Consider the following 12,302-nt stretch of genomic DNA (forward strand, 5'->3'; position numbering starts at 1 on the left):
GAGGGTTGGTTGTCGTTACTCCACGCCGACTTCAACGCGGATGGGCGAGGTCATGCGCTTGCGATAGGCCTCCACATAGGCCTGCCATGCTGGCGCCGCGGGGAATTCGCCAGACCAGCTGGCCGCGGCGCCAAGGTAGTAGCGCAGCGACTGCCCGGTCCTGGCCTTGACGAGGATCAGCTCGTTGTCGGCATCTGCCGCATACCCCTGCGCACCCGGCAGCACGATGGCGGTGCCAAAGTCCCCCGCGCTGCGCTGGCGTACCCACTGCATCAGCGTGTCCGGCGCGCGGTAGGCGGCGACCTCGGGCATCTGCTCGGCGTACGCCGGCTTCTTGTTCAAGCCCAGCGCGACGGTCAGCTCTTGCTGGCTGGGGGTGCTGAAGGTGCTTTCGACCGTGTCGAAATAGTGGCCCGCGTCGACCGTGAAGCGCTTGGTTTCCGTGACCGGCACGCCCTGCACATCCCACGCCGCGTAATCCAACTCGAAGACAGCCCGGACAGGGCCGTTCGCCAGCACGCGCCAGGTCGAGTAGTTGCGGCTGGTGAAGAGGCGGCCGTCATGCCAGATGCCGGCGCCGCCCGCGCCACGCGTGCGGCCGACGGCGTACATGTCCAGGCCTTCACCCTCTTCCCGGTGATAGTGGTCGTGCCCCTTGTTGTACCAACGGTCGACGATGAGATAGGACGGGCGCTTGAACCAGATGTCCAAACCGCTCGTCACCAGCACTTCCTTGTCGCTTCCCGGCGGCGCCGGTTCGGCCAGCGCCGGCCCATAGGTGCGGTGCCCGATCTTGTCGTTTTCCCATGCGAAGTCATCCAGGCGCTCGGGAACATAACGGGCAAATGCCTTGACCGGGAACGGCGGCGCCACCGTGGCGCTCCTCTCGACGGTGAATCGGGCGTTCTGCTCATCCGCCGCGAAGTCGTGCTGGAAGATCAGCTCGCCATAGGCAATGCCTGCGCCCTTGGGATCCCGCGCCAGCGGCGCCACGTTGGTGACCTGGTAGGGCAACAGGCGGCCGCTGGCATCACGCACGGCCAGCTGCAGCATCAGCGCCCCGGGCAGGCGCCGGGCGACCTCCGCCCACGGGATGGTGATCGTCTCGGCCGGGCGCGGCGCTTTCAGCTCATGCCGGACGGTGATGACCATGCGCTCGGCTGCCTCGGCACCGAACGCCGCCAAGGCCAGCCCTGCGGCGAAGATTGCATGCCACATCAGTAGTTCACTGCGTAGTCTTTGGGAAACCTGCTGCCACCGAACGCCTTCTTTTGCGTCCAGTCCTGCGCCGGCGCGGTCCAGTACGAGTCAGTGGCCGGCAGGCCCAAGGCCAGCAAACCGGCGGCAGCGATGTACATGCTGCCGTTGTTGGAGTACCAGTCCCCCAGCTCGGGCTGGTGACCACGAAAGCCGATGGTGAGGAAACCCTCCCGGCTGAAGTTGCCGGGGCCGCCCCAGATGGCAACGTGGGCCGCATGCAGGGCCGATCGAACCTGCCCCTCGGGCAGCGAGGCCGGAAGCTGTTTGCGCCAGGCCAGCAAGGCCAGCGGCTGGAATACCGCGGTGCGGTAGGTCAGCGAGCGCCCGATGGGCGGATAGCTGCCTTCCGGCCCCACGAAACGCTCCAGGTGTTCGCAGTAGCGCTGCGCGCGCTTGGTGGCTTGCGCCAGCAGGTCTTCCGGCTTGGCGTTCCAGAACGGCGCCTTCCTGGCCGCCAGCACCTCGAGGATCTCGAGGAGCATGGGGTACATGACGTAGGAGCAGTAGTAGTCGAAGTGAAAGTCCTGCCCGTCCTTGATCCACCCGTCGCCGACATACCACTCGTTGATCTTGCGGATCGCGCCATTCATGCGCATCGGGTCGGACTCTTCGCCGATGGACAGCAGCCAGGCCTCGTTCATCGCCGCGAACAGCAGCCAGTTGATGTAGGGCACCTCGATGCGGCGCAGGGCCTTGATCTCGGCAACGATGCGGCCCTTGGTGGTGGCGTCGAGCGGCTCCCACAGCACCTTGGGGGCTCGCATCAACGCATTGGTGAAGTAGGCCGAATCGACCAGCGCCTGACCGTGGCCTTTCCAGGCCAGATAGTCGGGGCTCTTTGGGTCGACCGCGTTGGCATAGCTTTGCAGTGCCTGCTGCTGCAGGCGCTGGCGCAGCCGGCCTTCGGGCGCGGCATCGGCCGGCAGCGCGAGCCAGGGCGCGATGCCCGACATCAGGCGACCAAAACATTCGAGGTAAGCGACGGACGGGTCTCGGCCATCCCAGGTGGGGCTGAGTTCCAGCACGAACTTCTTCTTCAGCTCGCCCTTGGACATGGGATCCAGCACCGGCTCGGCCATTTGCCGGAGCAGATCCAGCATGTAGGCACGCTCCTGACCGGGCACCCCGGCGGACACCGCGGCACCCGCAGGGCTCGCGCCCAGCAGCGCTGGCAGGACCGGAAGCGCTGACCCAAAGGCCGCTGTGCGCATGAAATTGCGACGTTCCATAGCGTCTCCTGGCGGCAGCGTCATTTGTCGAGCAGGCGGGCCATTTCCGCCCCGGCGAGGAGGAAAGCGCCGACGCCAAAGTGCGACGTCGAATTCTGGTCAACCACCTGGCCCGGAATGGCGCGGTCACCGATGGGTTGCACATAGCCCAGCTTGCCGTCAGGCTGCATGGCAAACGCGGTCAGGTAATGCCAGCCGCGCTGCGCGGCCGGCAGGTATCGATCGCGCGGCAGCAATCCGTTGTTGATACCCCAGAGCAGGCCATAGGTAAAAAACGCGGTGCCACTGGTCTCGGGCCCAGGTGCGTGGGCCGGGTCCATGAGGCTGCGCGTCCAGTAGCCCTCGGGCTGCTGCAGCGGCACAAGCGCCGCAGCCATGGCCTGAAATCGTTCGACGTACTCATGGCGATGAGGGTCGTCCTGAGGCAACTCCGACAGCACCCTCGCGAGCGCGGCGAACACCCAGCCGTCACCGCGCGCCCAGAAGTCCTTCTTGCCGTTGACGCTCTTGTGCTTCGGATACACGTATTTGGCATCGCGGTAGTAGAGGCGCTCTGCCGGGTCATACATGATGCTGCCAGCGTGGCTGTAATACTCGTACAGCTTGTCGAGATATTGCCGATTGCCGGTGATCTTGTGGAGTTTTGTCATGACGGGCATCACCATATAAAGCCCATCCACCCACCACCAATAATCAATATTGGCGGTACTCATCTGATATTCCATCACCTCACGGGCCCGGGCGATCTTGCGCGGGTCCTTGTCGAGCTGGTAGAGATCGGCATAGACCTGAAAGCAGATCTGCCAGTCACCGAACAGCACATGGTCGTCAGTTTCGCCGTAGCTGTATTTCCAGTTGGCCTTGTCCTGCGACTTCGCGCCCGCCCATTGGTTGTGCTCCGCCCAGGCCTCCGAGTAGCGCCGATAGCTCTCCTTGCCCGTCACCCGGTAAGCCTCGATGTTGCCGGTGTGATAGGCCGCGACGTTCCAGAACGGAGTCTCCTGTGCCGGCGTGCGGGCTTGCCAATAGGCGTTGACCTTGTCGATCGCGGCAATCACGTCGCTGCGGCTGCCGGCCCCACTTTTTGCAGGCGCATTCGCGCATCCGCCGAGCACCAGGCTCAGCGCGAACAACAGGCCAGTCACGTGATTCTTCAGTCTGATCATTGCGGAGTTCTGAGCGAGGCGGATTTCATGCTGGCAGGGGCGCGTCGGTCGCCTTGCGTGCCTGGGATGCCCAGCGAAGGTCGAATCACCCTCCGCGTTGTCCCATCGCGCCGGCACACACCTGATGATGCGGTATGCCTCAACATTAAAAGCGAATATGGTCACGTTAGCATACTGAAGCGAGCGAGCAAAGATGTTTCTTCTTTCATCCCGCCAGACTGGAATGGATGCGGGTTTATACGGGGCGGCCAGTCTTTGCCACCACAGAATGTGGTATCGTGACCACATTCAGGTATTCAATTTCCACGGCGATCTATGCGCAAACCGAGCAGGCTCAGCGAAGTAGCGAAACTGGCAGGCGTCGCCCCTATCACGGCATCGCGCGCGATTCGCGGCAAGGGCTACGTTTCCGAAGACGCGCGGGCACGGATCATGGAGGCCGCCGCACAGCTGAACTACGCGCCTGACATGGTGGCGAGACACATGCGCGGTGCAAAGAGCAGGCTGATCGGCATCTTCGTCAACAACTTCGGCTCACTCGCGCTTCACGAGATCACCAAAGAAATCAGCAACGAAGCCCGCGCCTGTGGCTACGACATCGTGCTGTTCAATGCCGAGCGCTTCGACGTCCCGGATCGCGCCGGCACGCGCGACATGCTGGCCAACCTCTGCGCGGGCCTGATATTGCCCATGCCGAACGTCGAGGACGGCTATCTTGGCGAGTTGGAGCAGCGCCAACTGCCCTGCGTTTTCGTCAATTTCGAGGCGCGCAGCACGAAGCTGCCGGTCGTCGTTGTCGAAAACCGCCAGGGCGCCTGCACGGCCGTCGAGCATCTGCTTTCACTGGGCCATCGGCGCATCGCCTTCATCGCCGGCTCCCATCACACCGGCCAAAGCGCCGAGCGCCAGGCCGCCTATGTCGAAGCGCTGAACGCCGCGGGGATCGCCGCCGATCCGGCATTGATCGTCAGCGGTCGCTTCGTGCAAACCGGCGGCCACTCGGCCACCCTGCAACTGCTGTCCCTGCCCGATCCGCCGACGGCCATCTTTGCCGCGAACGATGAGATGGCATTCGGCGCCATCGATGCCATCCACAGCAAGGGCTTGCGTGTACCGGGCGACATCTCGGTCGTCGGCTTCGACGACATCGCCATCTCCAGCCATATCCATCCCCCGCTGACCACCATGCGCCAGCCGCTGGCGGAGCTCAGTGCGTGCGCCGTGCGGGAACTGCTGGCGCTCATCGAGGGTCAAAGCCAGGAGGCGAAGAAGATCGCCCTGCCCCTCGAACTCATCGTTCGCAAATCGACCGGTCCCGTCACGCAGCGCGACTGACGATGAACCACGCGCGCATTGCGGGTGCCCGGGGCGTTGTGTCGGCTGGCCTCGCAGGGCTGGCCGTCTTGCTGCTCTGGTTGCTGTGCGGTGATGTCGGCGTCTCGATGCGCGAGCGCGCGGCAGTGCCGAGCGCGCTTGAGCTGCTGCGCCGGCATGCGGCGTCCGACACGACGATCTCGCTGCTGCTGTCCACCGTGCCTGCCGCATTGAGCTTGCTGTTGGTGCCTCTGGCCGGCTATCACTCGGACCGTTGTCGCAGCCGCCTGGGCAGGCGCAAGCCCTTCCTGATGATTGCGGCGCCGACAGGTCTTCTGGCCATGGTGGGCCTGGCAGCGTCACCCGCGCTGGCGGGCTCGCTCGATGCCGCACTGGGTGATTGGTCGCCCGGCTTGCACAATTGTCGGCTCGCGCTCTTCAGCCTGTTCTGGGCCGCATTCGACTGCGCCGCCATCAGCGCGTTCTCGCTGTTCAACGGCCTCGTCAATGACCTTGTGCCCGCGGGCCTGCTCGGCCGCTTCTTTGCGGTGTTCCGAATCGCCAGCCTGACGATCGGCATCGCGTATCACAACTGGATCTTCGCACTCACGGACCACTATCTGCGCGAGGTGCTGATCGGCGTCGGCCTCTTGTTCTGCCTGCCCATCCTCGCGATGGCGTTGATGCTGAAGGAGACGCCGTTGCCGCCAGACACCGCCCCCGCGGACAGCACCGGCAGCCGGCTGAGATTTCCCCTCGATCACGTGCTGGCCTGCTTCCGCCATCGCCGCTATGGGTGGGCTGTCGCCGCCTTCGTGCTGGCCAGCGTCACCTTCAGCCCCTTCAACACCTTCTATCTGCACTATGCGCACGCGGCCGGCATCCAGAAGGCCACGCTCGGCGCGCTGACGGCGGCAGGCTACGCGGTGTCCATCGTGTCGGCTTTTGCCATCGGGTCCATGGCTGATCGCTTCGGTGCGCTGCGGGTCTCGGCGGTCATCATGACGGTGTACTGCGCCGTCTCTGCGGCCGGCTTCGCGGCGGTGTCGGACGCCGCCAGCTTCCGTGCTTTCTATTTCGCCCACGTGGTGATCTCCGGCGCCTGGTTCACGGCCGCCGCGTCAATGCCAATGGCGCTGTTTCCTCGCTCCAGCTTCGTGCAGTTCAACTCGACCAAGGACCTGATGGTCATCTTCGGCACCATTCTCGTCAGCAGCATCCAAGGGCCGATGCTCGACCTCTCCGAGCACGACTATCGGTACACCTTGCTCGCAGGAGCGGTGTTCTCTCTGCTGTGCGTGCTGTGCCTCTTGCGCCTGCAATCCAGGCGTCTTGCCATGCATGTCGCCCCACTCTCGAGTACCGGGCCGAGACCGGCACGCCGCAAAACCGGATGAAGGCCAAGCTCGACCTGCTGATGCAACAGGCGAAGGCCAGCGAGCGCTGATCTCGCGGCCGCATCTGGCCAACGGCAGTGGGCGAACGGCTTGGTTGCCGCCATCTCTGGCCTACCTGGTTGGTTGTCGAGCACAGCGCTCGCCCGCAAGCTCAGCGCTACTCAAGCCTGGTTCACTCGGCGCCTGCAGCCGGCTCGATCCACTGCAAGCCGAGCTGCTCGCCGATATGCGTCTGCAGCGCCTGCAAAGACACCGGCTTGGTCAGGAACACGTTGACGCCAGCTCGCATGCAGGCGGCACGGTGCTCCGCAGTGACCGAAGCCGAAACCGCAATCACGGGCACCGCGGCCAGGTCTGCATCCCGCCGCAGCCGCAGCGTCGCCTCCACGCCGCCCACCGACGGCATCACGCTGTCCATCAGGATCAGGTCAGGCTGAAAACTTTTCGCGGCCGCCAGCAGTTCGCTGCCATCGCTGGCCAGCGCCACATCGAAGCCCGCATTGGTGAGGAAGTCGCACATCAGCGTGCGGTTCGCCGCCACATCGTCGACGACAAGCACCCGCCGCCTCGGCCCCTGGTATCGCACGGTGCCGGGCGCCCGTTGAGGAGCGGCCTGCGCCGCCTGCACCACCGGCAACGGCAGCTCCACGCGGAACCGGGTACCAGTGCCGAACTCGCTGCTCACCTGCACCTGGCCGTCCATGTCGTTCACCAGCGCACGGGTGATCGCGAGGCCCAGCCCGGTGCCGCCGCTGCGGCGTTGCACGTCACCCACCTGCTCGAACGGCTTGAAGATACGTTCCATGTCGTCGGGACGCATGCCGACGCCGGTGTCCTCCACATCCAGCCGCAGCAGCACCTGCGCCGCGTCCCGCGGCTCGGCAGTGGCGCGCAAGGTGACAGTACCGCGGTCGGTGAACTTGATCGCATTGCCCAGCAGGTTCAGCAGCACCTGGCGCAGCCGGCGCTCGTCGGTGAACACGGCCTCGGGCAAGTCCGTCCCGGCGTCGAACACGAAGCTCAGTCGCTTCTCGTCGGCCTTCACCCGCATGAGGTTCACCACCGCTTGCAGAAGACCGACCGGATTCACCGGCGCGGGGTTCAGCTCAGCGCGACCGGCCTCGATGCGCGCGAGGTCGAGGATGTCGTTGATCAAGGCCAGCAGGTGCTGGCCACTCTGATGAATCGTGTCCAGGCCACGTGCCTGTCGCGCACTCAAGCCCCCCTCCATGGTCAGCAGTTGCGCGTAGCCGAGGACGGCATTGAGTGGCGTGCGCAGTTCGTGGCTCATGCCGGCGAGGAACTCGCTTTTCGCGCGGTTGGCCGCCTCCGCCGCGTGCCGGGCGGCGCGCTCGGTCTGGACCATGCCACGCTCGAGTTCGCTCGTCGCCGCGAGCGTGCGATCCTGGGTGTCCAGCTTCGCCAGGATGTTTCTCACCTGCTCTTCGACGGTCTCTTCGCTGAGGCCGAGGGCCCTGGCGATCTCGGGATAGGCGTTGCCCTGTGCAATGAATCTCAAGACGCCGACCTCCGCGGGTGTGAGGGCCTCGTCGGCCACCTGCCCGGCCAGCTCAAATGACCCTTGCGAAGGAAGCGCATGGCGGCCGGCGTGAACCGCACGGATGGCGTCCAGCAGTTCCTTGTGCAGCGCGTTCTTCAGGAGGTAGCCGCAGGCGCCCGCCTGCAACGCGCGCTGTGCCTGGGTGTCACCGGCATAGGTGGTCAGAACAATGATCCGCGCTTCTGGAAACTCCGCCCGGATGGCGCCAATCACGTCGAACCCGCTCATCCCGGGCATCTGCAGGTCCATCAACGTGACGTCGGGTCTGTGCACGCGGAACTGCTGGATCGCTTCGAGCCCGTTCGATGCCTGCGCGACGAGGGCCATGTCCGGCTCGACGGACAACAGCGTCTCAATGCCCTGCCGCACGATCGGGTGATCGTCAACGCAGAGCACCTTGATGCGAGTCAGATCTTCGGTCATTCGCCGACCTCGCTGGGCACGGACTTCTTGTGGAAAAGCCACGATCGGGCCAGTACCGGCCTACTGTACGCCCGCGCCCGGGGGACACGGACTTCCACTTCCGTTCCCTTGTCGGGGACGCTTCGGACGATGAGCTCGCCTCCGACAAGCTCGGCGCGCTCCCGCATGCCGCTCAAGCCGAAGTGCCCCTCCTTCCCGCCCTGGCGCAGCACCTCCGGATCAATCCCCCGGCCGTCGTCGCGCACGCACACGCGCAGATGTCGGGCGTCATAGCCGATCTCGACCTGCACCTGTGTGGCATTGGCGTGGTGGACCGCGTTGCGCAGCGCCTCGCCAGCGATGCGGAAGGTCTCGTCGCGCACGAGGGGAAGCAAGGCCCGCGGCGCGCCCTGCACTTCGACACGGGCCGGCACCGCATGGCCGTCCTCGTTCCTGAGGTCCTCGGCGAGCGCCCGCAAGGCGTCGGCGAGGTTGTTCGACTCCACGGCCGAGGCCCGCAGACCCTGCACGGTGTCGCGCCCCTCGGTGATCGCCTCGGCCGCCCGGTCGATGGCACTCGAGAGAACCCGCTTCGATTCGACCGGGCGATCGGGCAGGAGGTTGAACGCGGCCTGGAACTGCAGCAGCAACCCGTGGAAATGCTGCAGCAGCGTGTCGTGCAGCTCACGCGCGATGCGTGTTCGTTCGGCCACGCGAGCCTCCAGCGTCGCATCGAACTGGCGATGCAAACGCCGGATGCGCATGTGCAGCCAAAGCTGGAAGCTGCTCCAGGCCAGGCCGAGCAGCAGGATCGCGACGGCCAGACGAAACCAGGTCGTCTGATGGAAGGCGGGCGGGATCGAGAACTGGAGCTGTGCGCCCTCCTCATTCCACACACCGCTGTTGTTGGCCGCCTTCACGTGAAAGCGGTAGTTTCCTGGCGGCAGATTCGTATAGCTGGCCTGGCGCCTGTCGACGGCATCCTGCCAGCCGTTGTCGTGCCCCTCGAGCCGGTACCGGAAGCGCGTGCTCTTCGGATCGACCAGACTCAGCGCGGTGAACGCGATCGTCATGTCGCGGACCAGCGGCGGCAGGCGAAGTCCATTCGCGACGGCATAGGGTTGCTGGTCGGCGATCAGCGTCTCGATGTGGACCGGCGGCGGCAGCGGATTGAACGGCATGTGATCCGGATCGATGACATGCACGTCGGCGCCCGACACGAACCAGAGCTTGCCATCCGGGCCTTTTGCCGCAGGCGGGTTGAAGTAGGCGGGCGATATGGCCAGCAGCGGGACGCCGTCCGACGCGCCCCAGAGCTTCGGCACGATCTTGTGGCTGGGATCGGCGATCCAGGCGGCGAGATCATCCCGCAAGACCCGCACGAGTCCGCATGACGTGTACAGCCATACCGACCCGCCGTCGTCCACCATCGACCAGTGGACCGTGTTGCAGGGCAGCCCGTTGCTGACGGTCAGCGTGGTCACGCGGCCCTCGTGGATCCGGCTGAGGCCGCCGTCTTCCGTGGCCGCCCACACAGCACCATCGGCATCGAGCCGAAGGCCGCCGACGTGTCCGGCACCGAGCCCTTGCGCGGAGGTATAGGTGGCCTGCACCTTGCCGTCCTTGAGATAAAGCACGCCGCCGTCCTGCCAGAAGGACAGCCACAAGCCGCCGCGGTCCGCAACGATGACCTTGGCCTGCTGCCAGCGGCCCAGCGCCGACCACGGGATGGTCTCGGCGAACTGGCCCTTGTGCAGCCGTGCAAGGCCGTCATTGCCAGACAGCCAGAGGTCCCCCGCCACGTCACCCGTGATGGAGTAGATCTCCTTGCTGGTCACGCCGCCAACAGCGACAAATCGATCGGCCGCCAGGTAGGCGAGGCCGCGAGCCGTGCTCACCCAGAGTCGCCCGCCGGCGTCCTCGTACAGCGACTGCACGCTCGCATCCGGCAACCCGTCGCGCTCGCGATAGACGGTCGGCGTCGCACCCTTCCAACGGGCCAGTCCATCGCTCGTTGCCACCCAGACGCTGCCGTCCGTGGTGGCCAGCACGGACTTCGTTCCGACATTGGGCAGCCCTTGCTGCGTCGAGATGGTGGTGACCGGCAGCTTTCGGAAGCGGTCCACGCCCTTTTCGCTACCGAACCAGAGGTTGCCTTCGCGATCCTCGAAAAGGCTGCAGGCGATATTGCCCGAGAGGCCATCTGCCCGGGAGAAACCGTCCACCTTGCCGTCTTGCCAATGGAGGATGCCGAGGCCTTCGCTGCCGATCCAGACGGCGCCGACGCGATCCCGCAGCAGCTTGTTGGCCTTGATCTCGCGGTCAGAGAGCACGGCATCGGGCCTGGCAGCGCTGCGCATCGGATAAGGCACCAGCTTGTCGCCGTCAACCCGCCGGACGCCCGCGCCACGGATGCCGACCAACAGCTGTCCGTCGGCAGTCGTGCTCAGGTCGCCCACACGCATGCCGGGCGCCTCGAATCGCTGCGGCGCGCCCGGCTTCCATCGCCAGAGGCCCGAATCCGCCCCCACCCACAGCACCCCCGCTCCGTCCTCGGCCAGGCTCCAGACGAACTGGCCGAAGCCGCCTTCCGGCGTGGAACACTGGGCCCCGCCCGCCCGAATGGCGCACAGCCGCCCCTGTTCACCCAGCAGCCCGGCCCAGATCGTTCCATCCCGGTCCTCGAGCAACGAGGTCACGAAGCCGCTGGCGATCTGCGGATAGCGCGTCAGCTCGACGCCATTCCAGCTGGCCAGGCCATTGAAGGTTCCGATCCAGAGCGTGCCGTCACGCGACACCAGCAACGCATAGGGATTGCTGGGCAGCGATTGGCCCTTGGGCGGTTGCCAGGGCACGAACCGAAGGCCATCGAAGCGAAACAGGCCAAATGACCCGGCAACCCAGAGATAGCCGTCCGGCGTTTGTGCCATCGCGAAGACGAGGCCCAGCAACGCGCCGTCCCGGGCCGTCCACGAGGTGTGCGCATACTGGGAAATGTGCAGGGGAGGATCGAGCGCGACGGCAAGGGGTGGCGACGCGAACAGTGCCGAAGCAAGGAGCAGCCCCCGCGCGCCCGCGAGGCGTCCTTGACGCTGGCCTTCCCGTTGACTCACGCGAATTCCTTTGCCGTTTGAACGGCGGTGCCGGCGTGTGCTGCCTTGTCAGGTACGCCGTCTGCGATCAGCTCAGCTTCAGCACTTTCACCGCGGTCACCCTGGCCCCAGACTACACCTTAAGGCTCGCGGGCCTGGCTGCTGCCCGCGCTCGCCTTCTCTACGCTTTCCGTGATGAGCTGCCGTCGCCGAATGCTGCGCCGATGTGCAGACTCAAGGCTGCCAGGTACTTGGCGTCGAAACCGACGTTCAGGTGCAGAACATCGAGCAGGGTTTCGGGGCCTGCCATTCAGGACGGTCATCCCGGACTTTCGGTTCATGGACCGCAATGCGCGCAGCATCCGCCAACTGGCGCGTCGCGGCCGGGAACCAGAGATTCACGGCCGCGTTGACTTCAATCAAGCAGCGACTTGGGTAGCGTGCCACCGTTGACGGCGATCTTCGCGAGCACCATCTTGTGCAGCCAGACATTCATTTTTGCCGAGTCCTGCATCAGTTCAGGAGGGCAATGCAATTCGACAGCCAGTTCCTTGCGCGACTCCAGGCTGGAATCGAGCTCCAGCAGCTTCAACAGGTCCACGATGGACGTGCGCCAGTTGAGCTTCTGGCTGTTGCTCGCGGCTCGTTTTTCCAGTTGYGCCTCGACGTCGACGATCGCGATAGGTGCCGCGCCGCTGTCGACCGGTTGCGGCGCTGCCGCAGCAGCCGCGGSCGGCGCCGGCGCRCCTGCGGGGGCTGGCACCGCGGATGGCGCACCGTCCGGGTGATTTCCGATCCCGAGTTTTTCGAGGATCTTGGAGAAGAAGCTCATGTCGTTTCCTTGCAGTGGGTRGAAGCGAGACCATAGAAGAGAGACACGA

At 65.4% G+C, this 12,302-nt stretch carries 9 protein-coding genes; 2 read left to right on the top strand and 7 right to left on the bottom strand.

Features of this window, described 5'->3' with window-relative positions:
- Positions 1–15 precede the first annotated feature (15 nt).
- Genes AC1D29_RS00245 through AC1D29_RS00255 form a run of 3 tightly spaced genes read right to left on the bottom strand, consistent with a single transcriptional unit; the run spans position 16 to position 3,655 of the window.
- The gene (locus tag AC1D29_RS00245; protein WP_477893578.1) at positions 16–1,218 is read right to left on the bottom strand and encodes a DUF4861 family protein; all 1,203 of its coding nucleotides are present in this window, start codon (positions 1,216–1,218) and stop codon (positions 16–18) included.
- Positions 1,218–2,513 carry a DUF2264 domain-containing protein gene (locus AC1D29_RS00250; RefSeq protein ID WP_477893580.1) on the bottom strand — a complete coding sequence of 432 codons (1,296 nt, stop codon included), beginning with the start codon at positions 2,511–2,513 and terminating at the stop codon, positions 1,218–1,220. Before AC1D29_RS00250 ends, AC1D29_RS00245 begins: the two co-directional genes overlap by 1 nt.
- Positions 2,510–3,655, bottom strand: a complete 1,146-nt coding sequence (locus tag AC1D29_RS00255; protein ID WP_477893582.1) for a glycoside hydrolase family 88/105 protein — start codon at positions 3,653–3,655, stop codon at positions 2,510–2,512. Before AC1D29_RS00255 ends, AC1D29_RS00250 begins: the two co-directional genes overlap by 4 nt.
- 315 nt (positions 3,656–3,970) lie before the next feature.
- On the opposite strand from AC1D29_RS00255, the gene AC1D29_RS00260 reads away from it, so the two are divergent.
- Together AC1D29_RS00260 and AC1D29_RS00265 are read left to right on the top strand one after the other, a co-directional pair.
- Positions 3,971–4,990, top strand: a complete 1,020-nt coding sequence (locus AC1D29_RS00260; protein ID WP_477893584.1) for a LacI family DNA-binding transcriptional regulator — start codon at positions 3,971–3,973, stop codon at positions 4,988–4,990.
- Positions 4,991–4,992: 2 nt separating this feature from the next.
- Positions 4,993–6,366, top strand: a complete 1,374-nt coding sequence (locus AC1D29_RS00265) for an MFS transporter (protein WP_477893586.1) — start codon at positions 4,993–4,995, stop codon at positions 6,364–6,366.
- Between the two features lie 172 nt (positions 6,367–6,538).
- On the opposite strand, the gene AC1D29_RS00270 is transcribed toward AC1D29_RS00265, so the two are convergent.
- The 4 genes from AC1D29_RS00270 to AC1D29_RS00285 all read right to left on the bottom strand — a co-directional run bounded on the left by AC1D29_RS00270 (position 6,539) and on the right by AC1D29_RS00285 (position 12,253).
- Positions 6,539–8,350 carry a response regulator gene (locus AC1D29_RS00270; RefSeq protein WP_477893588.1) on the bottom strand — a complete coding sequence of 604 codons (1,812 nt, stop codon included), beginning with the start codon at positions 8,348–8,350 and terminating at the stop codon, positions 6,539–6,541.
- Positions 8,347–11,442 (bottom strand): ligand-binding sensor domain-containing protein, encoded by a 3,096-nt coding sequence (locus AC1D29_RS00275; RefSeq protein WP_477893590.1) that lies wholly within the window; start codon positions 11,440–11,442, stop codon positions 8,347–8,349. The genes AC1D29_RS00270 and AC1D29_RS00275 overlap by 4 nt, the downstream gene beginning before the upstream one ends.
- Positions 11,443–11,602: 160 nt before the next feature.
- Entirely contained in the window at positions 11,603–11,731 is a 129-nt protein-coding gene (locus AC1D29_RS00280; RefSeq protein ID WP_477893592.1) for a hypothetical protein, read from the bottom strand.
- Between the two features lie 105 nt (positions 11,732–11,836).
- A complete protein-coding gene (locus AC1D29_RS00285; RefSeq protein WP_477893594.1) occupies positions 11,837–12,253 on the bottom strand; it encodes a DUF3597 domain-containing protein in 417 nt (138 codons plus the stop codon).
- Positions 12,254–12,302 lie beyond the last annotated feature (49 nt).

Source organism: Roseateles sp. P1_C6, assembly GCF_056406315.1.

What these genes read in the sequence shown, in the direction of transcription:
- AC1D29_RS00260 (WP_477893584.1), top strand. Translation starts at nt 3,971, where the DNA reads ATGCGCAAACCGAGCAGGCTCAGCGAAGTAGCGAAACTGGCAGGCGTC.
- AC1D29_RS00250 (WP_477893580.1), bottom strand. Translation starts at nt 2,513, where the DNA reads ATGACGCTGCCGCCAGGAGACGCTATGGAACGTCGCAATTTCATGCGC.
- AC1D29_RS00245 (WP_477893578.1), bottom strand. Translation starts at nt 1,218, where the DNA reads ATGTGGCATGCAATCTTCGCCGCAGGGCTGGCCTTGGCGGCGTTCGGT.
- AC1D29_RS00280 (WP_477893592.1), bottom strand. Translation starts at nt 11,731, where the DNA reads ATGGCAGGCCCCGAAACCCTGCTCGATGTTCTGCACCTGAACGTCGGT.
- AC1D29_RS00270 (WP_477893588.1), bottom strand. Translation starts at nt 8,350, where the DNA reads ATGACCGAAGATCTGACTCGCATCAAGGTGCTCTGCGTTGACGATCAC.
- AC1D29_RS00255 (WP_477893582.1), bottom strand. Translation starts at nt 3,655, where the DNA reads ATGATCAGACTGAAGAATCACGTGACTGGCCTGTTGTTCGCGCTGAGC.
- AC1D29_RS00265 (WP_477893586.1), top strand. Translation starts at nt 4,993, where the DNA reads ATGAACCACGCGCGCATTGCGGGTGCCCGGGGCGTTGTGTCGGCTGGC.